This is a genomic window from Thalassovita aquimarina, assembly GCF_018219815.1.
Taxonomy (GTDB): Bacteria; Pseudomonadota; Alphaproteobacteria; order Rhodobacterales; family Rhodobacteraceae; genus Thalassobius; species Thalassobius aquimarinus.
The window spans coordinates 159,439-184,970 of sequence record NZ_JADMKU010000001.1; the positions used below are offsets into that span (position 1 = coordinate 159,439).

At 60.7% G+C, this 25,532-nt stretch carries 21 protein-coding genes; 9 read left to right on the plus strand and 12 right to left on the minus strand.

The features are described 5' to 3' along the window. Window positions 1-26 precede the first annotated feature (26 nt). Together IT775_RS00795 and IT775_RS00800 are read left to right on the plus strand one after the other, a co-directional pair. Window positions 27-890 carry a lysozyme family protein gene (locus IT775_RS00795; protein ID WP_212699162.1) on the plus strand — a complete coding sequence of 288 codons (864 nt, stop codon included), beginning with the start codon at window positions 27-29 and terminating at the stop codon, window positions 888-890. A gap of 165 nt (window positions 891-1,055) precedes the next feature. Then, window positions 1,056-2,126 (plus strand): sigma-54 interaction domain-containing protein, encoded by a 1,071-nt coding sequence (locus IT775_RS00800; protein WP_212699163.1) that lies wholly within the window; start codon window positions 1,056-1,058, stop codon window positions 2,124-2,126. Between the two features lie 105 nt (window positions 2,127-2,231). Here IT775_RS00800 and fliD read toward each other — a convergent pair whose 3' ends face one another. From fliD to IT775_RS00815, 3 genes are all read right to left on the minus strand, one after another. Next, window positions 2,232-4,544, minus strand: coding sequence for a flagellar filament capping protein FliD (fliD, locus tag IT775_RS00805; protein ID WP_212699164.1), 2,313 nt, complete (start codon window positions 4,542-4,544; stop codon window positions 2,232-2,234). A gap of 73 nt (window positions 4,545-4,617) precedes the next feature. Then, window positions 4,618-5,850 (minus strand): OmpA family protein, encoded by a 1,233-nt coding sequence (locus IT775_RS00810; RefSeq protein WP_212699165.1) that lies wholly within the window; start codon window positions 5,848-5,850, stop codon window positions 4,618-4,620. A gap of 21 nt (window positions 5,851-5,871) precedes the next feature. Continuing rightward, the gene (locus tag IT775_RS00815) at window positions 5,872-6,633 is read right to left on the minus strand and encodes a motility protein A (RefSeq protein ID WP_212699166.1); all 762 of its coding nucleotides are present in this window, start codon (window positions 6,631-6,633) and stop codon (window positions 5,872-5,874) included. 209 nt (window positions 6,634-6,842) lie between these two features. Here IT775_RS00815 and IT775_RS00820 point away from each other — a divergent pair, with 209 nt between their 5' ends. Together IT775_RS00820 and rpoN are read left to right on the plus strand one after the other, a co-directional pair. Then, window positions 6,843-8,321 (plus strand): flagellin N-terminal helical domain-containing protein, encoded by a 1,479-nt coding sequence (locus IT775_RS00820; RefSeq protein WP_212699167.1) that lies wholly within the window; start codon window positions 6,843-6,845, stop codon window positions 8,319-8,321. 185 nt (window positions 8,322-8,506) lie between these two features. After that, the gene (gene rpoN / locus IT775_RS00825; RefSeq protein ID WP_212699168.1) at window positions 8,507-9,835 is read left to right on the plus strand and encodes an RNA polymerase factor sigma-54; all 1,329 of its coding nucleotides are present in this window, start codon (window positions 8,507-8,509) and stop codon (window positions 9,833-9,835) included. A gap of 126 nt (window positions 9,836-9,961) precedes the next feature. On the opposite strand, the gene IT775_RS00830 is transcribed toward rpoN, so the two are convergent. After that, a complete protein-coding gene (locus tag IT775_RS00830; RefSeq protein ID WP_212699169.1) occupies window positions 9,962-10,699 on the minus strand; it encodes a hypothetical protein in 738 nt (245 codons plus the stop codon). Next, the gene (locus IT775_RS00835; protein WP_212699170.1) at window positions 10,696-11,466 is read right to left on the minus strand and encodes a hypothetical protein; all 771 of its coding nucleotides are present in this window, start codon (window positions 11,464-11,466) and stop codon (window positions 10,696-10,698) included. Before IT775_RS00835 ends, IT775_RS00830 begins: the two co-directional genes overlap by 4 nt. Window positions 11,467-11,619: 153 nt before the next feature. On the opposite strand from IT775_RS00835, the gene IT775_RS00840 reads away from it, so the two are divergent. Beyond that, the gene (locus IT775_RS00840) at window positions 11,620-12,228 is read left to right on the plus strand and encodes a hypothetical protein (RefSeq protein WP_212699171.1); all 609 of its coding nucleotides are present in this window, start codon (window positions 11,620-11,622) and stop codon (window positions 12,226-12,228) included. Between the two features lie 317 nt (window positions 12,229-12,545). Here the strand turns inward: IT775_RS00840 and IT775_RS00845 are convergent, their stop codons facing one another. Genes IT775_RS00845 through IT775_RS00865 form a run of 5 tightly spaced genes read right to left on the minus strand, consistent with a single transcriptional unit; the run spans window position 12,546 to window position 15,682 of the window. Next, window positions 12,546-12,911 (minus strand): hypothetical protein, encoded by a 366-nt coding sequence (locus IT775_RS00845; protein WP_212699172.1) that lies wholly within the window; start codon window positions 12,909-12,911, stop codon window positions 12,546-12,548. Window positions 12,912-12,928: 17 nt separating this feature from the next. Further along, window positions 12,929-13,234, minus strand: a complete 306-nt coding sequence (gene flgM / locus IT775_RS00850; protein ID WP_212699173.1) for a flagellar biosynthesis anti-sigma factor FlgM — start codon at window positions 13,232-13,234, stop codon at window positions 12,929-12,931. Window positions 13,235-13,289: 55 nt separating this feature from the next. Then, window positions 13,290-14,000 (minus strand): flagellar basal body P-ring formation chaperone FlgA, encoded by a 711-nt coding sequence (gene flgA / locus IT775_RS00855; RefSeq protein ID WP_212699174.1) that lies wholly within the window; start codon window positions 13,998-14,000, stop codon window positions 13,290-13,292. Window positions 14,001-14,020: 20 nt separating this feature from the next. After that, window positions 14,021-15,118, minus strand: a complete 1,098-nt coding sequence (locus IT775_RS00860; RefSeq protein WP_212699175.1) for a hypothetical protein — start codon at window positions 15,116-15,118, stop codon at window positions 14,021-14,023. Between the two features lie 6 nt (window positions 15,119-15,124). After that, a complete protein-coding gene (locus IT775_RS00865) occupies window positions 15,125-15,682 on the minus strand; it encodes an LPP20 family lipoprotein (protein WP_212699176.1) in 558 nt (185 codons plus the stop codon). A gap of 176 nt (window positions 15,683-15,858) precedes the next feature. On the opposite strand from IT775_RS00865, the gene flhA reads away from it, so the two are divergent. From flhA to IT775_RS00880, 3 genes are read left to right on the plus strand one after another with little or no spacing between them, the layout of a single operon-like run. Beyond that, entirely contained in the window at window positions 15,859-17,994 is a 2,136-nt protein-coding gene (flhA, locus tag IT775_RS00870; RefSeq protein ID WP_425519529.1) for a flagellar biosynthesis protein FlhA, read from the plus strand. An 11-nt stretch (window positions 17,995-18,005) separates the two neighbouring features. Beyond that, a complete protein-coding gene (locus IT775_RS00875) occupies window positions 18,006-19,199 on the plus strand; it encodes a hypothetical protein (RefSeq protein WP_212699177.1) in 1,194 nt (397 codons plus the stop codon). Window positions 19,200-19,207: 8 nt separating this feature from the next. Next, window positions 19,208-19,918, plus strand: a complete 711-nt coding sequence (locus tag IT775_RS00880; protein ID WP_212699178.1) for a sigma-70 family RNA polymerase sigma factor — start codon at window positions 19,208-19,210, stop codon at window positions 19,916-19,918. A 180-nt stretch (window positions 19,919-20,098) separates the two neighbouring features. Here the strand turns inward: IT775_RS00880 and IT775_RS00885 are convergent, their stop codons facing one another. Further along, window positions 20,099-20,731, minus strand: coding sequence for a response regulator transcription factor (locus IT775_RS00885; protein ID WP_212699179.1), 633 nt, complete (start codon window positions 20,729-20,731; stop codon window positions 20,099-20,101). Between the two features lie 875 nt (window positions 20,732-21,606). Here IT775_RS00885 and IT775_RS00890 point away from each other — a divergent pair. Then, window positions 21,607-24,150 (plus strand): hybrid sensor histidine kinase/response regulator, encoded by a 2,544-nt coding sequence (locus tag IT775_RS00890; RefSeq protein ID WP_212699180.1) that lies wholly within the window; start codon window positions 21,607-21,609, stop codon window positions 24,148-24,150. 50 nt (window positions 24,151-24,200) lie between these two features. On the opposite strand, the gene IT775_RS00895 is transcribed toward IT775_RS00890, so the two are convergent. Beyond that, window positions 24,201-25,520, minus strand: coding sequence for an ATP-binding protein (locus tag IT775_RS00895; protein WP_212699181.1), 1,320 nt, complete (start codon window positions 25,518-25,520; stop codon window positions 24,201-24,203). Window positions 25,521-25,532: the final 12 nt, after the last annotated feature.

The following is a 25,532-nucleotide window of genomic DNA, read 5'->3' on the forward strand; positions in this document are numbered from 1 at the left end:
TGGGTAAGCGGTACATGTGCGGTACTGTGGCTGCATCGGTACGCAGCGTCGGCCTCGCAATCGTCCTGGCGCTCGTCGCTCTGGCCGGGCCGCCCACCTGGGCCAGTACGGTCGATTGCGAGGCCATAGCCGCCAAAACAGCGGCGCGGCATGGGCTGCCGCGCGATCTGATGCCGGCAATTTCACGGGTTGAAACGGGATTGAAACAGGGCGACAGGGGCGTGCGTGCCTGGCCCTGGACGTTGAACGTGCAGGGGCAGGGGTTCTATTTCCCGACCCGCGAAGCGGCGCTCAAGAAGCTGCGCGAGGTTCTCGCCAGCGGCGTGACAAATGTCGATGTCGGCTGCATGCAGATCAATTACCGTTGGCACAGCGGGAACTTCGCCTCGATCGAAGAGATGATGTCGCCCGAGGCCAATACCGACTACGCCGCGAAATTCCTCACCCGGCTGAAGGACCGCCACGGCAGCTGGGAGGCGGCAACCCGTCATTACCATTCCGCCGACGGCGAGCGTGGCGAGGCCTATCTGGGCCGGGTCCGGCGCGTGGTCGCTAAACTGCCGCAGCAGCAACCGTCCTTCGTGGCTTCCACCGCCGGCTGGTCGCCGCGATCGGCCGGCCCGGGCGAGGCGCAGCCGCAGCGCCGGCAGGCGGTGGTCAGGCAACCTCATGGGGTGTTGGCGCTTGCCGGCACGCCGCTGATAGATGTCGCCGTATCGGGCGGGCAGGGCGGGTATGCCTATCTGCCAGAAAGCCCGCTTCCGAAAGTCGACGCTGTCCGCCTGAAACGGCAACCGCGGCTGCCGCGCCGGTCGGGACGGGCGGCGGCGGATCGTCAGGATCTCGTCGCCCAGTTGCGGGCGGAGTTCGCATCGGCGGTGTCGCAGTAAAACCCTGAAAGCAATACTAAAGTATATATTCACACCCTTAAGGGATCGTTTTGCTAACATCCGAGAGGTGGCGCATATGTCGGCATTTTGACTACGCTGTGGCGAAAGATGACGCGTCATGAAATCGATCGGGGCGACGTCGAAAAAAACAGCGAGGGACACAGAATGACGAATATCTGCAACAATCTCTTTTTCGACGCCGAGGCGCCGATCCTGTACGAGGTTGATGCGCATATCGTCGGGTCGTCGCCCGCCACCCGCCGGATGAAGCAGATGCTGACTGCCGTGTCGCCCAGCGATGCGCCGGTAATGCTCAGCGGCGATACCGGATCTGGCAAGGAACGCGCTGCCACCGCCATTCACCATGCATCGGGCCGCAAGGGGCAACTGGTGGCGGTGAACTGTGCGGCGATCCCGGGCGAATTGCTGGAATCGGAACTGTTCGGATATGAAAAGGGCGCCTTCACCGGCGCCGATGAACGCCGCGTCGGGCTGATCGAAATGGCCGATGGCGGCACGCTGTTTCTCGACGAAATCGGCGATATGCCGCTAGCGCTGCAATCGAAATTGTTGCGGGTGCTGGAAAGCCGTGAAATTCAGCGCGTCGGCGGGCGCGAACATATCGCGGTGGATTTCCGGTTGGTGACGGCGACGCACCGCCGGCTGACCGAAGCCGTGGCCGACGGAAAATTCCGCGCCGACCTGTTTTACCGTATCAACGTGTTGCCTGTGCCGGTGCCGCCGCTGGGCGACCGGCTGGACGAAATTCCCGAACTGATCGACCGCATGCTGCGCGATCATTCCGAACAGAATACGCATGCCAACCTGCCGCATTTCGCGATGGATGCGATCGAACGGCTGCAGGCGCATTCGTGGCCCGGCAATATCCGCGAATTGCGCAACGTGGTCGATCGCGCCATCGTGATGTTTCCCGGACGTATGCTTCATGCCGCCGAGGTCGATAATTTCCTGTTGCTCAGCGAAACCGACGGCGCACCCAACGGCAAGGCGCCCGGCGCCGGAATCGCGGTGGGTGATCAGGACGCGGTTTTGAAGCTGCTGCAGGAAAAGGGGGCAATCGATATACGCATGATCCTGCGCGACATGGAAATCGGCATGATCGACGGCGCACTGCAGGTCTGCGAAGGCAATGTCACCGGCGCCGCCCAAGCACTTGGGCTGCAGCGCACCACGCTGATCGAGAAGATCAAGAAATACGGGATCAAGAAACCCTAGTAACCGAATTCGACATCCATGTCAGGCTGGAAAGGCCGCTTCGGGAAGGAAGCGGCCTCTGTTTCCGAAGGGAGTTGGGGAAGTGTAAATACCTAGCGCTGAAAATCAGCCGTTCGCTTCTGCCGCCCAGGCATCCAGCAGGCTGGTTATGTAACTGCCGGTATTGTTCAGCTGGGTGATCATGGTTTCCATCGCGGTGAATTTCTGGATGTAGCGGGTTTCGACCGTGGTGTATTTGTCATCCAGATCAACGAGTTCTTCCTCGTTGCTGACCAAGTTGTTTTGCAGTGCGAGTTCACGGCTTGAGATTGCGCCGGTTTCACTGAGCGCATCATTGATACGGCCCATCAACGCGTCGGCCCAGCTGCGGCCAAAGGTGACTTCGAATTCATTGACGGTGTTGGGGACCGTCAGCGATACCCCAGACATGTCGCCCGACGCCGCCAGGAAGAAGGTCACATCCGTGCCGGGGAAGAGTGAGGTCAGTTCGGTATCGCCCAGATAGGCCGCTCCGCTCACCGGGTCGCGGCGGAATGTGTAGGTTCCGGACGGGGTGTTCTGCGGTGGTTCGCCGGCGACAATGACATTGGAATCCGACGCGGTTGTCGTGGATTCGAAAAGTGCCATCACCTTATCGGGGGATGCCAGCATTACTTCTTCGAACACTTTCTCGTCCAGCTCCAGAGTTCCGTCGAGTTTCTGGGAAATGCCGAAATCGCTGAGATAATAGGTTTCATCACCGAAGCCTTCGATCCCGGTGCGCAGCATGGAACGGATGCCGGTCTTGACCGCTTCGATGGTCACTTCGCCGACCAGGTCGCCTGGTTCGGTTCCCTGGAAAATGCCGCGACTGGTCTTTTCGTTCAGATACTCCATCGCGTCGTTGAGCTTGGCGACCAGAACCTGGGCGCGGGCAAGGGCTTCGTCGTATTGGATTTCCGTGGTGATCGCGACGTCGCCGGGTGTGACGTCGTTCAGCTTCAGCGTAACGCCGTCGATGAGGTCATCGATTTCGTTCGTTTCCCGGAAAACCTGAATGCCGTTATATTCGATCACCGCATCGGAAGCGCCCCGAACCTGGTGGGCATCGATGGTTGCAGAGCTCAGTTCGAAATCGGTTAAGGCGATATCCGGCCCCGAAGTCACTGTGGAGGAGGTCGTAGCCGTGGCGAAGAAGGATGTGTCACCCGTTACGCTGTCAGCAACAGTGAAGCTTTCAGTAGAGGACATCGAGACCTGACCGGTGACAAAGGCAGAGTTGACCGGGCCGGTGGTATCCAGCAGCGTGGCAGTCTTTCCCGTGGCGGAACCGTCAGCATTCAGCGTCTCGATGGTCAGGCCGGTATCGTTAATACTGGTGTCGTATCCGGTCAGCGCGATGTCGTTGCCTGCGCTGTCGGTCAGGACGATTTCACCATTGGTGTTTCCAAAGGTGGCGGTCACACCGGTCAGGGCGGTCTGAGCGTTGATCGCGTCACGCAGCCCGGTCAGGTCGGTGGGATCCGCGATGGTCACTGGGCCGATCGCTGTCCCGTTGAGCGAGAAGGATACGTCGGTCGCGGCGGTCAGCCCAGAGAGCTTGGCGTTGGTCACAGCAGTTGCATCGACGCCGGTGCTGGCCGTGGTCGCGTTGATCTGATCTGCAAGGTCCTTGGCCGACATGCCGGCGGTGGTAGTGATCGTGGTCGTCCCGACAGACCCGGTGATGTCCAGCGAAGTTCCCGCAGCGATCTGCGTGTCGGTGAGCGCATTCCCGGCGGTCAGGCCGGCAACCGATGTCACGGAGCTCGTACTCGTGCCAGTCGCGTTGACGCTGAAGCTCAGCGCGTTCGCGCCGCCGGTCTCACTGAGAATCCCCAGTGTATAAGTGCCGTCACCGACGTTGATGATGCTGGCTTCGATACCGGCGATATCGTTGAACTGTGTTGCCAGGTCCTTCAGCGTGGTTCCATCGGCAACCGTCATGTTCACCTGTGGCCGGTCGCCGGCAAAGAACACCGGGGGGACATCGGTGGTCCAGACGCCAAAGTCGATGTTGATCGTGCCGCCCTGAACCACGGCGTCTTCGCTGGCGAACCCCTGGAACTGAAGCACCTGTTCCTTAGCCAGGGCGACAACGCCGACATTGACGCTGCCTGCATCGACCTTGCTGGCATCGGTGACCGTCGCAGTGATGGCCGAGCTGGCGCTGTTCGTCTGGATCAGCGATTCATCGGTGATCACGTAAAGGGAATTCTGCAGCTCCTCCAGCACCGAACGCGCCTCGGCCATGGCCGAGATCGACACTTCGGTCTCTTCGATCCGACCCTCGACGATTTGACGCCGTGGTGCGGTTTCTGCTGCGGCAAGACTCTTGGCCAGCGACGTGATGTTCAGGCCACTGCCGTTGGTGTTCAACGCGCTCAGAAGATCGGTCATGTCTATCACCCCTTTCCCGCGTAAACGTCAGCGGGGCGGAATTGTTTAGGACGCGCTGCCGGGCCGGGGCGGCCTAGAAGCTGATTTCGATTTCGATCCGGCGGTTCAATTCACGTCCTTCCGGGGTGGAATTGTCGGCGATCGGATTGCTTTCGCCTTCGCTGGTCGCGGTCAGGCGGTTGGGGGCCAGCAACCCGGTTGCCGCCAGTTCCCGAACCACGCTGGCGGACCGGGCCGCCGCCAGACCCCAGTTGTCGCGGTAGGGCGAGGACGGGTTCAGCGGCACGTCGTCGGTGTGACCGGTCACGGTGATGGTGCTGGCATCGCTCATCGCGGCGAAGGCGATGCGTTCCATGATGCCGCGCGCTTCGGGCGTGAGTTCGGCGCGTCCCGACGGGAAGGCGCCGCCGGCGCCGACGGTGACGTAAACCTTGCCTTCGCGCCGTTCGACCGCCACCAGGCCCTGGCCCAGTTCGCGGCGTAACGCGACCTGCAGCTTGTCGCTGGCGACCGCGGCCTTTCCCTCGCCATCCTCGCCGGTCGGGTCGGTGGATTCGCCCTCAGCGGCGGAATCGCCCTCGAGCTGGGTTTCCATTGCCTGTTGCGCCATGGCGGCCTGAGCCATGGTGTTGAGTTCCTGCACCACCTCGGCCAGCAGTTCTTCGGTGTTCGGCACGCCCTGGGATTGGGCGATATCGGTCTGGGACTGATCGGTCTGGTCGCGGTCGCTCGGGGTGCGTTGGGACGTCGACTGGGATGTCGGATCGGTCTGGTCGAAGGCATTGGTGCCGGGCTGGTAATCCAGAACCACCTGGTCATTCTCGATATGGGCGAGCAAATTGCCGTTCTCCAACGCCTGTTTCAGCATCTCGGCGATCCGGCGTTTGTGTTCTTCATCCGACAGCTTGTTGTTCAAGCTGTTGCGTTTCTGCCGTTCGTCCACGTCCGAACGGATATTGGGCTGCTCGGTCGTGGTGGTGTCCTGGGTCAGGGTCGGTGCAATCGAGGGTTCCGGTGAAGGGCTGAACTTCAGCTCGAGAACGGTGGTGCCGCGCGGCTGATCCATCACCGGGATTTCGCGCTGAACTCCGAAGGATTCCCGAAGCGACCCGGAAATCATCTTGAACTTGGGTTGATTGAATTCGGCGAAGGACAGGATAAGAACGAAAAACGCCATCAACAGAATGGCGATATCCGCAAAGGTCGACATCCATGCAGGGGAACCGACCGGCGGGCACTTCGGGCATTCGTCGTACAATTCTTTGTCGACCGGCTGAACCGGAAGAGGAATCGGTTTCTTCGCCATTTTCTGTCCTTACTATATAGATCAGGCTGCCAGCAGCTTCTGAGCGACTTTCGGCGGCAATGACGCGACCATCTGATCCTGCACGTTGCGACCGGATTCACCCTTGGCGATATTGCGCAATCCTTCGACCACCAGTTCGCGGTAGATCACCTCATCGATGCTGTAGGTTTGCAGCTTGGCCAGGATCGGGCCGAAAATCACGTTCGCGAGGAACGCGCCATAGAGCGTGGTCAACAACGCCACCGCCATCGCCGGGCCGATCGATTTGGGATCTTCCATGTTGCCCAGCATCTGGACCAGACCGATCAGCGTGCCGATCATCCCCATTGCCGGCGCGATGTCGATCCACTTTTTCACCACCCCCTGCGTCGCCTCGTGCCGGGCCCGCATCGACTTGATCTCTTTCTGTAGCTGCCTGACCATCTTCATCTCGTCGGCCCCGTCGACCAGCATCTGCAGTCCCTTTTCAAAGAACTTGTCGGGCACTTCCTTTCGTTCCAGCGCCATCATGCCTTCGCGGCGGGCGATGTTGGACAGGTCAACCATGGTTTCCACCAGGGCGGCATGTTTGGGCAGCTTGGGCATGAAGGCCTTGGCCATCGAACCGAAGCTGCCGAGGAAAGTGCCCATCGGTGCGGTGAACATGACAGAGAAGAATGTGCCACCGAATACGATCAAAATAGAAGGGACATCTATGAAGGGGCCCAGACCGCCGGCGACGATCATCGATCCGACGATCATGCCAACCGCTCCGATCAGCCCTACAAGGGATGCGATATCCATGTGAGTGCTCCATTCACTATACGTGATAGAGTTGAGCAAGAAGCGTACCAAGCCTCATGGAATAGGGATTAAACAGGTTGGCACAAATAATTAATGAATAAAAACAAATGGATACAATGTTTTTGGGCAATTTCTTTTAAACTTTTTTGCGGGGCGACGTTGGTATTTCCAAGCGCAGGGCAGCGCTAGCCAACTCTAGGAGACTACCCATGACTACTATCAACACCAACATCGGCGCGCTTTCGGCACAAGCAACCATGTCGCGCGTTAACATGGAAATGCAGACCTCGATGGAACGCCTGTCCTCGGGTCTTCGGATCAACGCAGCATCGGACGACGCTGCCGGCATGGCGATCGCGGAAAAGATGACCGCACAGATCAAGGGTCTGGGCCAAGCGGTCCGCAACGCAACCGATGGTAAGAACCTGGTGGACACCACCGAAGGCGCGCACGTCGAAATCTCGAACATGCTGCAGCGTCTGCGCGAACTGTCGATCCAGTCCGCGAACGACACGAACACCTCTTCCGACCGTCAGAACCTGGCACTGGAAGGCACGCAGCTGATCACCGAAATCAACCGCGTCGCCAAGGATACTACCTTCAACGGTATGAAAATCCTGGATGGTTCGTTCAACGGCAAGCAGCTGCAGATCGGTGCTGACGCGGGTCAGACCATCTCCATCGACGTCGACAGCGCCGCAGCAACCGACATCGGTGCACACACCGTGAACACTTCCGTGTCGCTGGCATCGGGCGTGGGTGACACCGGTATTGCCGCCGGTAACGCAATGACCATCACCGGTTATGCCGGTTCGTCGACCATCACCTCCACCGCAGGTCAGTCGGCCAAGGATCTGGCCGCTGCAGTCAACGCGGTCAAGGCAGATACCGGCGTCGAAGCAACCGCGGTTACGAATGCCAAACTGTCGGGCCTGACTGGCGCAACGACCGTTTCGTTCGACCTCAACGGTATCTCCATCGGCAGCGTGAACATCTCGGATTCCACCGATCTGAGCAGCCTGAAAGACGCGATCAACAACCAGTCGGGCCAGACCGGTGTGACCGCCAAGATGGGCGCCAACAACAGCGAAATCATCATGACCGATAAGGAAGGTAATGATATCGAGCTGACCAACTACACCACTGCCGATGCTGGTGCCACTACTCTGGATATGACCGCGCTGAATGCCGATGGTACCGACGCTGGTGCAACTGCAGGCGTTCACGTTACCACTCTGGCCGCTGCCACCACTGACGGCTACGTCACCGGCCAGGTTTCGATGACCTCGACCAAGAGCTTCTCGGTTGGTTCTGTTAACGTCACCCCGGGTGCGAGCTTCTTCGAAGCAGCTGGCAACTCGTCTGCCCTGGACTCGGTTGCTGAAATCGACCTGAGCACCGCAGATGGCGCTTCGAACGCGATCAAGGTGATCGACGTCGCACTGACCAAGATCAACCAGGCACGGTCCCAGCTGGGTGCGGTTTCGAACCGTCTGGACAGCACGATTTCGAACCTGACCAACATCTCGGTCAACGTCGAAGCGGCCCGTTCGGGGATCATGGATGCTGACTTCGCGAAGGAATCCACTTCGCTGGCGCGCGGCAAGATCCTCAGCCAGGCATCGACCGCGATGCTGGCCCAGGCCAACTCGTCGAAGCAAAACGTGATGCAGCTGCTGCGCGGATAATCGCGCATCCCGACGGAAATTTGACACTAAAGACAGGATTTCGGCGCTTCGGCGCCGAAATTCTTTTTTAACAGTAGGTTAACTGCCCATACTTTTTGGTGGGGTACCTCCTGAAGGCTAGGTCAAACGTTTTACGTTGTTTGGGGCTAAAATGGGCAGCATCCTTGCCGACAAGGAGAAGCCTAATGCATATTTCAACGGTTCAGAGTATCGGGCAGCGCCAATCGGTCGTCATGACCGCGCAGCTTCAAAAAGCGATCTGCCTTCTTCAGTATAGTAATGTCGATCTGCATTCGGTGATCGAAAGCGAATCCGAAGACAATCCCTTCATCGAGGTCAAATCGGGCGCGGCGGGCGATAGCCAGTCGATGCGCGGCGTTGGCAGCACATCGCGCGGCGGCGGGATGGATCAGGGTGATATGCTTGCCCGTATCCAGGAACACGATCAGTCGCTTTACAGCCACGTGTCGGTCCAGTTCGACATGCTGTTTCCCGATCCGGCCGAGCGGTTGACCGCGGACGTTTTCCTCGAGGCGTTGGAACCCAGCGGCTGGCTAGGCGAACCGCTGGAAATGCTGGCGCAACGCATTGGCGTTTCGATGGAAGAGGCCGAGGATTGGCTGGTCCGCGTGCAACAGGTCGAACCATCGGGGCTTTTTGCCCGTTCGCTGGCGGAATGCCTGGCGCTGCAGGCCGAGGATCAGGGCGTGATGACACCGCTGTTCCGCACGCTGCTTGAAAACCTGCCGAAACTGGCGCAAGCAGATCTGAAAGGTTTGATGCGGGCGTGTAATTGCGACATGGATGAATTGCGCCCGGCGCTGAAGCTGCTGCGCAGCCTGAATCCCAAGCCGGGCGCGGATTTCAACGGTGCAGTGGCACCGCAGCGCGCACCCGACTTGATTGTGACCCGCGCCGAAGAGGGCTGGAAGGTCGATCTGAACAAATCGACGCTGCCCAGCGTGATGGTGAACGAGAAAAAAGCGGCCGCCCTGAAGGCCGCGCATGGCGAATATGTCAACGACACGCTGTCGGTGGCGCTGTGGCTGCGCCGCGCGGTGGCGCATCGCAACCAGACCACGCTTGCCGTTGGCGCCGAAATCCTGCGCCGGCAGTCGAAATTCATGGAAAAAGGGCCGGCCGGACTGGTTCCGATGACCTTGAAAGACGTGGCCGAAGCTGTCGGCGTGCACGAAAGCACCGTCAGCCGGGTGACCACCGACCTGCTGATGCAGACCCCGCAGGGGACGTTCCCTCTGAAGTACCTGTTTTCCGCGTCGCTGCGCAAAGACGAGGGCGAAGGCGGCGAATCGGCTGCCGCCGTGCGTCACAGGATTCAGCAACTGGTGCGTGAAGAAGATGCCACCAGCCCGCTGAGCGACGATGCGATCGCCAAGATTATCACCGCCGAGGGCACCCATCTGGCCCGTCGCACGGTGGCGAAATACCGCGATATCCTGAAAATCCCGTCGTCGTTCCAGCGCCGTCGCAACGCGTTGCTGCAGGCCGACTGAGACAGAGGTCATGCGCGGATCAAGCGCAGCTTCCCTTGGGCGGCCTGGTTGGTTTTCATAGTTCTATTATGGCCTTGGGTGGTTAAGTTAAAGCCTTTCCCGAGCAGCGCCATTCCATCCTGACATTCACGCTTCGGCTTCGGCATGTTCGCCGGCATCGTCCAGGTGGACCTTCGGGGCCGCTGGCGGCACCGACGCGTTCCCGAATGCGAAGCGGTCATCCGGTTCCATGTTTGCATAGGTGGCGTGCGCCGCGGATTCCGAATGGGCGGCGACGACCGCAAAGGGAACCAGCCCGCGGGCCAGCCGGTCGGATCTGATCAATTGCGCATAGTTGCGCCGCACATAGGCCGAGGCCAGCACGTAAAGCAGCGCCGAAGCCCACCAACCTGCCGGCCAGCCCAACATGACCAGCGCAATCATCCCGCCGAGATAGGGCCACAGACGCATATGGGCCAGCCAGATCGGTGCCGCAAACCAGATCAGCGGTGACGCGCGGTGGCGGAACAGGTCGTAGCGGCCGTCTTGCGAACGCAGGACTTCCCAGTTCTCGACCCGGTCGGTGTCGATCTGGGGGAGCTTGGGATTGCCCACGGCGGGGCAGGGGCGCCAACGCCCCAGCATGGGCGTGACGCTGATTACGGTCAGGTCCAGATCGGCGCGCTGAAAATGCAGCGCGACCTTCTTGGTTTCCATGGGGGAAAACCGGCGCGCCAGTTCGCGGGCGCCGTCGGTAAAGGGCATGCCGTCAAGTCCGACCAGTTTGTCGCCCGGGCGCAGGCCCAGCGACTGCCCGATGCCGCTGACCCTGGTCAGTTCGAGGTGGACTTCGGCTGGTTGCTCGGGCGGCTTGGGATGTATCATGGGTAGCTGAACGGGTTCGACGACGATTTCGACGCGGTCGTGCGGGTCGTGCTGCGCGTTGTCGGTTTGCTGCGCGGTTTGATCACCGTCCTGGGCTTCTGCTGGATGCGCGGCGTAGGCTTGGGTTTGGCGGTCGCCGAAAGCCGGGTGGTCGAGGGCGCCGTTACCGGCCCGGCGGCGATGATCTGGTTGGCCAGCGTGTTCAGCTTTTGCGACAGGGCCAGCTGCAGGTCGGAAATCCCTGCCATGACATCATCGCGGGCACCGCCGATCTGCGGTTCCAGCATGGTGCTGAGATGGCCGGCGAAACCTTCCGGCCCCTCGCCAAGCGCGGCGTTGGTCACGGCAGTGGTTTCGGCAAGCTGCAGGCCAAGCGTGTCGATCTTTTCGTTCATTCCATCGAGCGCCGCCATCACCGCCCTGCGTTCTGCCGATTGCCCGTCGATCAGTTCATGCGCCGTTTCAACCGCCATTTTCAGCTGATTGACGTTTTGGGTGAACAGGTGCAGTGCTTCGACATGGGTGTCGCGTGCCGTGCGCAAATCACCCAGGGTGCGGTAATAGACCATCGCGCTGATCCCGGCGCAGATGATGATGCCGATCATGCCACCGATCCCGGCCGGGATCAGTTTGCGGTCGACCCAGTCGGCCTTGTCGCTCAGCATATTCGAGGTGTCTTCCGCCAGGACCGCAGCATCGCTGGCGGTGTCCGCCGCAGCGAGCGCGATCTTGATGGCTTCACTCGTATCTGGTTGTTCCGTGCTCATTGCACACTCCGTATCTATCCGGAAACCTGACTGCATCATTCGTGCCATTCGGGCGGTTTCGGACGGATTAAAATCCCCCGGTTGCGGTAAAAAAACGATCCGGCGCGTCGTTTTAAGTTCAGACGATTATGCTACTCTGTTGAGGAGGCACTGATGACGGTACACCATCCGACCTTTGACGACGCCGGACCCGCTGCAGCGCTTGAAAACGCAAGTGCCGAGCCGGGGCAGGACATTGAGGCTGCGCCTTTTGCCAAACTGACAATCGGTGAAACGGCGTTCGAAGTCGGAACCGTGTTGACCGATCCGGTCGCCGCCGGGGAAAGTCATGAAATGCTGGCCTTCCGCCCCGATCCGCAAACGCCGTGGAAACAGCTTCGGGCGGGGTTGGAGGACGGCTGGCGTCCGGTCGCGGCCGAGGTGGTGCGCAATACCCGTGACGCACTGCACGACTATGTCGGCATGCACATGATCCGTCGCAGCGGTTCGTTCCGAGCTGGCGGCAGGGTTTCGCTGACGCTGTTCGGGTTCGACTGGGAAGTGCGCCTGTCCTCGGACGGCAAGCGGGCCCAGGTGCGCCTGCCCGACATGAGCTGGGAAGAGGTTGATCCGAAACTGGTGGAAGAACACCGCGATTTTAAGGAACTGGCGATTGCATCGCTGGTCAAGTCGCGGCCCTCGATCCACAAGGTGTTCGAGGACGATGTAGAAGCCTGGGCGCTGCGGCTGGCCGCTGGCGCATCGGTCGTTCCGATCATGTGACTTTGAAAACATGTGGAAAAAGCCGGGCATTTGGCCCGGCTTTTTTTGTTTGTGGTATTGGACCGCGCCGCTGACCCGCCATTCAGCTGGTCGAATTCGGGCGTTCCGTCATAGTTGGATCCTTCTGAAAGGCTGCTTCTTCTCCAGCCCTGTCCGAGGCGGGCGCGGGTAAGGGCGCCCGAAATCACGGATCGCCCTATTCGGAAAAGCCGGGAGCGCCGGTAAGCGGGGGAAGCAGGAGAAACGATCCGACAAAACAAAAAAAGGCCGGGAAAACCGGCCTTCTTCAGTAATCATTCAATGAAATGTCTTCGGGATCAGTTCTGGCGGTAGCGGTGCAACGTGCGCGCTTCGTCCAGCGTCAGACCGACCGAGGTGCTGATATGCTCCGGGTCGCCCCCCATGCGGGCGATCGAAATCGCCTGTTCCACCAGTCGTTCATCGGCCAGGGTGGATACCTGGCTGGCGATCTTCGCGATCTTTTTGTTCTGATCGTTGATCAGGGCGGCTTGTGCCTTGAACTGAGCTTCCAGCCGGTGTTCCAGCGCATCCAGCAGTTCTGCCGTGGACAGGTCGCGCGCTTCATAGGCTTTGCGCAGCTTGAAACGATAGCCCAGAACCACGAATGCCGACACGAGAAGTACAGCGCTAGCACCGAGATGGATCAGTTGAACAGTGGTCATATTCTTGCCTTTGCCGCTTAGCCCGCCAGTTCCATATAACCCTGGAACAAACTGTCGGTGATTTTGTCCACGTCGACAGGGTATTTCCCTTCGGCGAGTTGGTTTTTGATGCGGTTTACCGCTTCGGTGTCAAATGGCGGCCCGGCTTTCAGTTCGCCCGGCAACGTGCTGGCGGTTGCGCTCAGCGAAACTGCATCGGTTTTTGCCCCCGCAACCGACCCAGCTTTCTGAGGAGCAGCCGGCGCGGCTTTCGTCTGCGGTGTGCCGGATGATACAGACCGTGTTGCCGAGGCATTGGGCGATATCTTGATCGGATCGACCATAGCTCTCTCTCCTGTCCGAAAGTTGTCATTTCTCGAGTATACTAACGACGCAGCTTCACTGGGTTTTAGCATTTATTTGCACTTTTTGTGGTCCGGCGACGATGGCTTTTAAAACACGGCCGCTGGAGCTGTTTTTTACGTCGATCATTTGCCCTAACTGCCCGTTTTCCAAGGCAATTCCGGGCATACTGACCGACACCGAGTTGGTCTGAAACCCGATTTCGACGGGGATGTTGCGCGTAATCAGCCAATTTTGTTCCAACTGACGGGCCTGCAAAACGCGGCCCTCGCCGACATTCGCGGTCAGTTTCCGGCCTACCACGTCGGAGGGGTCGGTGAACGCGCCAAGCCCGGCGCTGCCGCCCGAAGGGGCCAGTTCGATATCGGCCCTGGTGATCACCGCGCCGCGTTTCAGGCTGCGGGCCAGTTTGACCACTTCGGGGCCGTCCATTTGCGGCTTGGCGTCGTTGCCGGGGACATAGCGGGGGCTGCCCGCGGTGTTGCGCAGGTGACGTGTCCACGGGCGCGGCGCGTTGCAGCTCAACCGAAGCAGCGACCGATTGCCGTTGGCGGGCCGCATTTCGGGAACGTGATTGCAGGGGGGGAAACTTCGCTTCGCCGCGATCTCCGGACTGCCGGCAAGGCCCTGCGCCTGCATCGCCTGGCTGACGATCCGGTGCAGTTCGGTGCCGCTGATGCCGTTGGGAAACGCGGGTTGCGCACCGTCGTCCAGCGCACGGGCGCCCGTGGCGGTGAGCAGGGTCAATGCAAGGGCGCTGGCAAGCCTCATTTGCCCGCCTCGACGAAGCGCACCATCCGGCCATCGAAGGCCGACAGCGGCAGGGCGGGATCAAGCGGGCGCAGGGTGGCGCGGTCGCGGGTCAGCTTGACGATTTCAAGCGCTTCGAAATCCGAGGCCGGGTTTTCGGTGAAGGCCAGTGCGCCACGGCTCAATCCCTGACGGCTGCCCACCGGGACCGACAGCGTATTTCCGGCACGGCGCACATGGGCCGCGACCGGGGTGCAGGTGGCCATGTCGATCATTCCTTCGAGGATTTCGACGAAGCCCTCGGCCAGTTTCGCCTTCAGTTTCGGGCGCCGCGCCCCGAGGGCCGATGAAATCGGTCCGGTTCCGGGCAACTTGACCGCGTTCGACAGGGTGCGTTCGGTGATCTGACCGGTGCCTTCGATCAGCTGCATCTGCACCCGCATGACCAGTTGCCGGCCCTTGCCGGCGCCGTATTCGGTGTCGATTTCGAACCATGTCGCCAGCTGTGTGTCGCCGCCCTGCAGGCGCACGTCGCCGCGCGTCAGGGAGGCATAGCTCATCGAGGTGTTCTTGGTCTTCGAAATCGGTTGCTGGGCTGTGGTCAGCACCTTGTCGAGCGTGACCGACCGTTTGCGGCCCAGCCGTTCCAGCGCATCGCTGTAAAGTTCCGCCCCCAACGTCGCAGCCCATGCCGGCGCATTGGGCGATGTCCGGATATTGGGCGCAAGCGCCACCAGCACGAGGTGACGGCGCGGGCCGCAGGCCGGTCCTTCCAGCGGCGCGACCAGCGCCCGCAGGCGGATCTGGATCGTGTTGCCGGCCCAGGCCTCGCCAAGGTTGTCATAGCGCAATACCCGCCCGGCGGCGCGCATCATGGTCAGGTCGCGCACCACGCGGCCCTTGTCGACCACCGTGTGGCCTTTCATGCTGACCCCGCCGGCCATCCCGGCCGAGATCAGCGCGTCGGCCAGCGCCCGGCGGCGCGCGGCGGGTTTGTCCTTGGCATCCGTGGCGATGGCATGGCCGATCACCTCGACCCACACCGCTTGCGCCGACGCCGCAAGCGGCAGGCCGAACAGGTAGATCAGAGCCAGAAGGAGGACCCGCACGCGCATCATCGCTTACACCTGTCCGCGGGCGGCGCGCAGGATATAGGAAACGGTGTCCGGTTCCAGCGCCATGATGACCTGGAAACTGTCTGATCCCTTGGGAATGATCCGCAGGGTCTTGGCGCCGCGGATTTCACCGTCGACGACGCCGCGCAGGGAATCGCTGCGGATCACGGAATCCCGGATCGTCGTGTCCGAGCTCAGCTGCAGGCCGTGGATCTGTTCGGTCAGGTCGCGCATCGCGTCGAGCCGGGCCGCGCGCATCGCCATCAGGCGGCGTTCATTCAGCGTCTTGCCGGGCTGGGCACTGATCTGGGAATAGCCGACACCGGTGATCTGTACCGCTGCGGGGGCCTGCTTGAACATCTGGCCAATGGCGGCCAGCGGCTTGGTCTGCTTGCCCGACAGCGCATCCAGATTGTCCTTGGTGACGGCAAGCGCCTCGGTCGCTTCCGCGGGTTTCTTCGGCAGCGCCTGAACCGCGCTTTGCGGTCCGGAACAGCCTGAAATCGTCATGCCAAGCGTCAGCGCGGTGCCGATCAGGGGCAGGGCGGGGGATTTGCGGGACATCGGGTGTACTCCTCGAATGCGAAAGGACCTTTGGCCCGGTATCTGCAAACCCTGTGCCAAGGCCGTCCGGGCTGCCTTCCAGAAAAGAAAAAACTTTGCCCGCAACTGGCACGGGACTTGCACTTTCATTCCTGAATACGCGTCCGACACGGATTGATCAGAAGGTTCGAAAGCACATGGCAGAGATCCACGCCAACATGGGGCCAGGCGGTTCGCAGCACGTCACCAACCGGTTCGCCGGCATGACGTTGCCGTTCGGCATCCTGGCGGTGGTGGCGATGATGGTGCTGCCGTTGCCGGTGCTGCTGCTGGATGTGTTCTTCGTCTTCAACATCCTGCTGGCGCTGCTGGTGCTGATGGTGTCGCTGCATTCCTACCGGCCGATGGATTTTTCCAGCTTTCCGAGCGTGCTGCTGATCGCAACCGTGTTGCGGCTGGCGCTGAACGTCGCCTCGACCAGGATCGTCCTGACCGACGGCCACAGCGGATCGGGCGCGGCGGGCAAGGTGATCGAGGCCTTCGGCGCCTTCGTGATCGGCGGCAACTTCGCCGTCGGCCTGGTGGTGTTCGTCATCCTGATGGTGATCAACCTGATGGTGATCACCAAGGGGGCCGGGCGGGTGTCCGAAGTCTCGGCGCGTTTCACCCTGGACGCGATGCCGGGCAAGCAGATGGCGATCGATGCCGACCTGAACGCCGGTATCCTGACCTCCGAAGAAGCCCGTGAACGCCGCGCCGATGTCGCCACCGAGGCCGATTTCTACGGCGCGATGGACGGTGCATCCAAATTCGTCAAGGGCGATGCGGTCGCCGACATCATCATCCTGGCCGCCAATATCATCGGCGGCATCATCATCGGCACCGCGCAGCACGGCATGGCGATCGGGGACGCCGCGCAGAATTACGTGCTGCTCTCGATCGGCGACGGGTTGGTGGCACAGATCCCGTCGCTTCTCCTGTCGATCGCCACCGCGATCATCGTGACGCGGGTGTCGTCGACCGCCGACATGGCGTCCCATATCGGGGCGCAGATGAATATCTCGCGCGCCTGGGTGCCGGTGGCTGCGGTTCTGGGCATTCTGGGCATGGTGCCCGGCATGCCGAACCTGATGTTCCTGACCGCTGCCGCGGCAGCGGGCGGCGCGGCTTGGTATTCCAAGAACCGCGATGCACAGAAGGCCGAAGACGCGCAGCAGGAACAGGCGGTGGCCGAACAACTGGAACAGGCCGATGCGGTCAAGCCGTCGTCGACCATCACCGCCGGCGACGTGACTGACTATGCCCAGATTTCGATCCAGATCGGCTACGGATTGATCCCGCTGATCGACGGCGGCGATAACAGCCCGCTTGTGTCTTCGGTGACCGGGGTGCGCCGCGATGCGTCCAAGGCAATGGGCTTCGTGGTGCCCGGCGTGCGCATCCGCGACGACCTGAACCTGCAATCGAACCAGTACCGTCTGAAAATCGGCCAGGCCATCGTCGGCGAAGACAGCGTCTATCCCGACCGCAAGCTGGCGCTGCCCGGCGGCATGTCGCGGCGCAAGCTCAAGGGCATCGAATGCAAGGACCCGAGCTTCGGCATGGATGCGGTATGGATCATGCCGCACCAGCAGGCCGAGGCCGAGGCCGACGATCACGTCGTGGTCGAACCCGAATCCGTGGTGGCGACGCATCTGAGCCAGCTGATTTACCAGCATGCCGACAAACTGATCGGTCCCGACGACGTGAAGACCCTGCTGGATATCCTGCATCGGTCCAGCCCGACCCTGGTCGAAACCGTCGTCGATAAGCTGGTGCCGCTGCACACGCTGACCTCGGTGCTGCGTCATCTGCTGACCGAACGCATCCCGGTGGGTGACCTGCGCCGCATCCTGGAAGGGCTGGCTGATATTTCGGGAATGGGCCTGTCGCCGATGGAAATGGCCGAACGGCTGCGCCCGTCGCTGGTGCCGCAGATGCTGCAGCAGATCGTCCCGGTCAACCAGCCGCTGCCACTGATCACCCTCAGCCCGGACCTGGAGCAATTGTTGCTGCGCTCGATCCCGCAGGGCGGGACAGCGCTGATGGTGGATAACGGGCTGGCCGAGAAAATCGTCGGTGGCCTGTCGGAAATCGGCGAACAGCTCGCCGCCGAAGGCCGCCATCCGATCGTCATCGTGGCCAGCGCTCTGCGCCGTCCGCTGGCGGCCTTCACCCGGATGCACGCGCTCGACTGCGTTGTTCTGGGGCTGGACGAGCTGCCCGAAGGCCGCCGTATCGAAGTCGTGTCTACCATCGGTGGCCATGACGCCGTGCCGAACATGGGTCAATAGGAGAGGATCTCATGAGCAAAACCATCACCGTTCGCGCCGCCGACAGTAGTCTGGCCATGGATGAAGTGGTCCGGCAACTTGGTCCAGACGCGCTGATCCTGTCGACGTCCCGCCGAAACGGCATGGTCGAAATAAAAGCTACGCTGGAAGCCGAAGAAGCGGTTCCCGCCCATCGCAAGGATGTAGCTGCAGCATCCGCGACCGATGCGAACCCGATCCTCGACACCACGCCATCGACCTTCGAAGCTCTGCTGAAACGTCGGCTGGAAGAAGAGAAGGTGGACGCCCTCGTCGAGGCGGCCCAGATCGCGGCAGACGAGGCAAGCGGTGCCGACCCGGCCTCCTCCGTCGTTGTGCCGATGGTTGCGCCCGAACAGCGCGATGCGCAACCACGGGTGACCGGTCTTGGGGCCTTCGACATCCCGATCCCGGAACTGCCGGCCCATGTCGTCGATGCGGTGCGCGAGGATCTGGACTATTTCGAACGCAGCCATCAGCTGATCGGTCTCAGCAAGGCGATCGTGTCCAGCCTGATCCCGGTGCGCGTCACCGAAGCCTTGGGGGCAGGGCGGTTCTGGCTGGCCGGTCCCGATATGCGTCAGAAGGCGCTGGCGGCCATTCGTCTCGCCATGCGCAAGCTCGATGCGGGCGAAGCGAAGCCCTCTTTTTACGTGATGGGGTCGGAAGCGCGCGCCGATGCGGCCTTCCTGGCGTCGAAAGCGGAATTGCTGGGGCTGACGGTGTCGCTTGTCGATGAAAGCGTCGGCCGCAACCTGCCCGACAACGTTCCCGGGTCGCAGATCGTTCTGCTGCCGGACGACGCCGTCAAGGCGCGCGAATATGCGACCACGTTCCAGCATGACGGCGACCGTGGGCTGTTGGTTCTTCCCAGCGTCTATGGCCGTCGCAGGTTGGAACAGGTTCTGAACGGCTGGGCGGGGATGGACATGCAGCTGATGCTGTGCAGCCCGGAAAAGGAACCGATCCCGGCGGAACTGGTGGCATGTCTTTTGCAATTTAACTGGCAGGTGGCCTGGGTCAGCGAAGGGGAGGCAATCCTCGACAACCTGAGCCAGGTGAATGCCGAAACGGTAACCGGATGGATGCGTGGATGGATCGCCGCGCCGGAGGAGGAATGCGTCGCGCCGATGGCCGCGCCGCTGTTTCACAGCCGCCATTCCGCGACCCGGCAAGAGTTTGAGTGAGGACGGTAATGATTGTGCAAAAGGGGTATACCCAAACGACCACTGACCCGGACACTCTTGTCAAAGAGCACATGCCGCTGGTCCGCAAGCTGGCCTGGCATTTCATGGGGCGGGTTGGTCAGTTCGCGGAGATCGACGATCTTCTTCAGGCGGGATACCTGGGGCTGATCGATGCCAGCCGGCGTTATACCGTGCAGGAAGGGGTCAGTTTCTCGGCCTATGCGGCGATCCGGGTGCGCGGTGCCATTGTCGACCTGTTGCGGCGCAATTCGAACCTGTGCCGATCGACGATTTCGATGCAGCAGAAGGCCCGCGCCGCCGAACGCGACCTGGCGCAGAAGCTCAGCCGTGATCCGACGCCACAGGAAATGGCCGACGAACTGGACATGCCGCTGAGCGACTACCTCAGTTGGGAAGCCCGGTTTCAGGCCAACAAGACCCAGTCACTGGATGAGGTCTATTCCGATCATTCGGCACTGTTCGAGGACAACAGCGTAAATCCCGAGGACGCCACCCAGCATCAGCAGATCCGTGGCATCATGAAAAAGGCGGTGGCCGAACTGCCCGAACGCGAAGCGTTGGTGCTGCAGCTCTACTACGTGGAAGAAATGAACATCTACGAAGTCGCGGCGATCATGGGGGTGACCACGGGCCGTGTGTCGCAGATCAAGAAGGCCGCGATCGGGCGTTTGCGGGACCGGATGAAAGGCGCGTTCTGATAGTCCGTCAGCTCACATGTTTCGGTGCGTGCCGGCATGGCAGGCGCCGCGAGCCGTTTCGAGGCGGGGTGAAACCCGCTTTTCGCGATTACGGCAAGGCGTTTCAAGAAACCACGGAAACGCATGCCAGAGGATTCGAGAAAATCCTTGGCCCGGCAATTCCAGATCAGGAGAGGGCGCTTACAGCAGGCCCTGATCGCGCGCGGTGATCACCGCATGGGTGCGGTTGTTCGCGCTCAGCTTCTTGCAGATCGATTTCACATGCATCTTGATCGTCGCTTCCGACAACTGCAGCGAATTGGCGATTTCCTTGTTCTGCTTGCCTTCGCCGAGGCATTCCAGAACCGTCTTTTCCCGCGCGCTCAGCTTGCCCACGCCATCACCGGAATCGGTGCTGTCTTCGCGCATCAGGTCAAGCGGCACATAGGTTTCACCGACATGCATGAAGCGGATCGCGATGGCGAGACTTTTCGCCGGCATCGTCTTGGGCACGAGGCCCGCTGCGCCCTTTGCCAGGGATTCATCGAGGATGCGGCGCGTCGGCGTCCCGGTCAGGATCGCGACGGGCCGGTTCTTGTTCATCTTGATGGCCCGGGTCAGCCCCTGCGTGCCGTTCATGCCCGGCATGTTGTAATCCAGCAGGACAACGTCGTAGCCGCCGTTTTCAGTGATCGCCGAGAGCGCCCCGTCCAGGTCCGTCGTCGTGGTCACATCCATATCGGGCTGGGTGGCCAGAAACATCGACAAAACGTCCAGGATCATGCCGTGATCATCTGCGATTAGAACACGGATTTTATTGCTGGTATCGTTCATTGGGACCTCTTTTACCTTCAGCCGTAGGAACTATTCACTCGTCTATGAGGACGGCCAATCGGAAGGATGTTTTACCATTTCTTTCGATTAGAGCATCTGTTTAGCAGATCACAAGCGGGAAATCGCAAATAAACATACTAAAGTATGTACGAACAGGCCGAAGGATATATTGTCAGGCCGAAAGAGTGACCATAGCCTTGCGGTCATTAAAAATAAGGCCCCATTCCATGCATCCGTTGTCGCTGCGCATTGTATCGGTTCTTGCTTCTGCTGCGGCGCTTGTTCGTGCTGCCATTGCGGAAACAGGATGCCGCAGCGTCTTGGGAGCTGGCGCCTGGATATTATCGGGGGGAACCGGTTTGGCTCGTCCCGTTTTCAGCACCGGTATGCAGCGAGGTCAACCTTATTCGATAGTTGGTATGCGCGACGTGTCGTCCGTGTTTCGGGTCGAATGAAGCGTGCGCAAAGCTCGTTCTTTAAAAAAGCCCATGCCAAGATGGCCGGGGCATAATTGTGAAAATATCTACGCGGCCGCATCATGTGATGCGACCGATTTTATTAAATAAATAGGGTGAAACGGTGTTGTCGGTACGGTGTTCAATGCATTCGAACTGACACGTTTTCACAACGGGAAAGGAGCGCTCGGCACAGCCTGTCGATGTGACCGCCAAGGCGATTTTCGAATGGACCTTTCGTGGCGGTAATATGTGGCACCTGAAACGTCGTCGCTTGGTTATCCAGATCCCGTGAAACAGCATTGCTGGCCGATAGCCCGGCCGAATGAATCGAGGATTACTATGTTCGGGGAATACAGAGCCCTGGAGCAAGACAGCAAGAAATGGATTTGGGCCGCTTGTCTCGGGTTGATCTGTTCAGTGCTATTGGCGGCCTTTTTTCTCGCGCAGGCGGTCTGGCGGCTTTCAGATGTCCAGCAGTATCGCCAGGAACGGGCGCATTACGTCCACTGGGTTTCGGCCGAGCTTGGTTTGGATTTGTCGAAATTGCTCGACGCGATCGGAGCCGCCGAAAATGCGGCGCCGGGTGATCCGGCCTTTGACGCGGTGCGTCGAGAAATCCGGCAGGTTGAGGCCCGGATCGACGATTTGAACCGGACGCGGAAGGAGCATTCCGAACTGATCACGGCGCAACTGGATGCGCTTGTCACGTCGCAGGTCGACTTCATCGCCAAATATCTGCCACTTACCGGGTTGCCCGATGCGGAATTGAAGACGCGGTTGGGACCTTTCGAGGCGGCCGTCAAGGATGCGGACCGGATCAAGACGGCTGCCTTGTCGGACGTCGTGGCCTGGGTGCAATCCCAGTTGAGCGAAGGCGACGATGCGTTTCTGAAGGCGCTGAAACAGGTCGGGGTCGCGGGCGGCGCGATCCTGTTCTTCCTGTCGGCGGTGATCGTTCTGGACGGTTTCTTGTTGCTGAAGCTCAGGCAGAAGAACGATATGATTTCGCGGGTGAACGACAACCTCCGGGCGGTGGTTGAAACATCTCGTGATGCCTCGGTGATCATGAATGCCGAGGGACGCCTGGTGGCTTTCAGCCGGGAAGCGGAAAAGATGTTCGGCCTGAGCCGGGAAGACGCCATTGGGCGCCTGTTCACCAATATCATCGTCAGCGAACTTCCGGCCAACGAGATGCAGTCGCGGATCGGTTGTTGGCTGCAGGAAAAGGCGAAATGGTTCCGCGACGGTCGGCGGTTGGACCTGAATGGCAAGAAAGCCGACGGCACGATTTTTCCGATCGAGGTGGGATTCGGCGTCCTGTATGACGATGTTGGCGGGGAATTGCTGATCGCTTCGATCAGCGACGTGTCCAATCAGACCGAACGGGAATGCAACCTTATGCAGGCCCGCAATGAGGCCCTGCAGGCCGAGCGCGCCAAGTCGAGGTTCCTGTCGGCGATGAGCCATGAAATGCGCACGCCGCTGAACGGGATTCTGGCCAGCCTCGACCTGATGCGCGAAACCACCCAGATGAACGAACGTCAGATCGAACTGACCGAAATCATCGAACGTTGCGGTGACGATGCGCTGGAACAGGTCGAAAACGTTCTGGAACTGACCCGGCTGGACCAGCTGAACAGCGTCGCGGTCGGCGCCGCGGCTTTCGCCCCGGTGCCGATCCTGCGCGACTTGGTGGAGCGCAGCGCCTCACTGGCCCGCTTGAACCGCAACACCCTGACACTGGAAACGGATCTGCCCGACACACTTTATGTCAAAGGGGCGGAGCGGTTGTTTTCGCAGATAATGCGGAACCTCATTTCCAACGCGCTGAAGTTCACCACCGGCGGGGTGGTCAGGGTGACGCTGAACGCCGCGGACCGCGCGACGGATGACCTGAAACTGCGTGCGACCGTCGCCGACACCGGGATTGGTATCCGCCCCGAAGATATCGACCGTATTTTCGGCGATTTCGAAACCATCAGTGAATCATATTCCAGATTCAAATCGGGAACCGGGCTTGGTCTGAGCATCGCGAAGCATTCGGCGGAATTGATGAAGGGCAGGATCGACGTGGAAAGCATCCCGGGAGAAGGGAGCGAATTTACCCTCGAAGTTACTCTGCCAAGGGTAGCGGTCGATGACGAAAACTGTTTAATGTCAGCAAGCGGAAGTGCCAAAGATGCAGAGAAACCGACGAGTATGAATATCCTTGTTGTGGAAGACAATCAGATCAACCGGCGCATGCTGGTGGATATGCTGAATGCTAAGGGGCACTCCGTGGCCGAAGCCGCCGACGGGCTGGAAGGCGTTTCGCTTGGCCGTGGCCAGGAATACGACCTGATCCTGATGGATATCAGCATGCCAAGGCTGGACGGTGTCGGGGCCACGCGGATGCTGCGCGAATTCGGCAAAAGCCGGAAAGCGCCGATCGTCGCGGTGACTGCGCATGCGCAGCCGGAAAACATGAAAGAGTTTCTGGATGCCGGCATGGATCGGGTTCTCACCAAGCCGCTGCGGATGAACATGCTGGATCAGCTGTTCAATGACCTTCAAAAGGCCAGATCAGCGGCTGAGTGTGCCGGGCGGGATGCAACAGATACAGAGGAACTAACTGCAGCCATGATAGACAAGGACGTATTTGATGGCCTGATCGAGATGCTCGATGTTGAGTCGCTGAGTGGATATATCGACCAGTTCGATCAAGACGCCGAACAGGTGCTGCCGATCTATTTGGACGCTGTCGGGAAAGGCGACTTTACCGCCGCCCGCGCCGAAGCGCATCGCTGCGCCGGCGGCGCCGCCGTGATCGGCGCGACCGAGGTGCACGCCGTTTTGCAGGGCATGACTGCCGCCGCCGATGCCGGTGACGCGCAGAAATGCCGTGAACTGGCCGACAAGTTGCCCGGCCTCACCGCCACGACGATGAAGGCCATGCGCAGCACGTTGTCGGTCATCGGATAATCGCGGCTATCCCGCCATGGGGCAGGGGCGCGCTTTGTCCCTTGCTGCCGTTACCGGCCGATCACGATATCGGCGCGCAGTCCGCCCAGTTTGTCGCTTTTGCCCAGGCGCAGAAGGCCGCCATGCACGCGGGAAATATCGCTGGCGATGGCCAGCCCCAGCCCGACGCCGCTGGCCCGGTTCTGATTGCGTGCACTGTCGAGGCGGGTGAATGGCTTGACGGCGTCTTTGCGTTTTTCGGGGGGAATGCCGGGGCCATCATCCTCGATCCGGATAAGCAGCGATTTTTCCGTCAGCAACACGGAAACCTCGGCCCGGCTGCCGTAGCGAACGGCATTTTCGATCAGGTTGGTGACCGCCCGGCGGATCGCCAGCGGGCGCAGCATCACCGTGCCTAGCCCGCGGCCTTCGGCGCGGGCCAAAGTGACCGGAATATCGGCGCGCTGGCTGTCTTCGATGATCCGTTCGACCAGGTCGAAGGGGTCGATTTCATCCGGTTCCGCTTCGCCGGTGCCACGGGCGAAGGACAGGAAACCATCGAGCATCCGCTGCATGTCATCGACATCGCGTTCCATCGCTTCGCGGTCTTCGCTGTCCAACAGTGACAGGCTCAGCTTCAGTCGCGTCAACGGGGTACGCAAATCGTGACTGACCCCGGACAGAAGCAATGTGCGCTGTTCGATTTGCCGTTCGATCCGTGCTCGCATGTCGAGAAACGCATTGCCTGCGGCCCGCACTTCCTGAGCGCCGGAAGGGCGATAGGGCACGGTGCGCCCCTTGCCGAAGGCTTCGGCAGCCTCGGCCAGCCGTTTGATCGGGCGCAGCTGATTGCGCAGGTAGAAGAAGGCGATCACCGTCATCAGCGCGCCGAAAACCACCATGTTGACGAAAAGCTGATGCGGTTGCGAGGCCGATACACGCTTGCGGTCGAAGTGAAAATCCACCACCCCCACGGATGTCGCGACAAAGACATGAACGTTGTAGTCATCGGGCAGGGCGATCTGTTCGACGCCCTGCAATTCCTTGTGGAATGACGCGATGACGATTGACCCGGTCAGGTCATACCAGCGTCTTTGACTGCGCGCCGGCACCTGCCGTTCCGGAACCACCGCGATGTCGATGGCCAGTGCCTGGGCCAGATCGATCAGGGCGGGCGGCAGTGGGGCAGGAGCCTCGGGCAGGCGGTCGACCAGTAGCTGGATTTCCCGCGCGGTCGCTCCGGTCATCTGCTGCGTGACGCCTTCGAAATGGCGCTGAATGAACACCACCGACACCACCAGTTGCAAGGTTACAACCGGCAGGATCAGGATCAGGGCGGCTCTTGAATAGAGCCCGCGCGGGACATAGCGTTTGAGCCAGCGAAAAGCCATGTGCCAGACCCT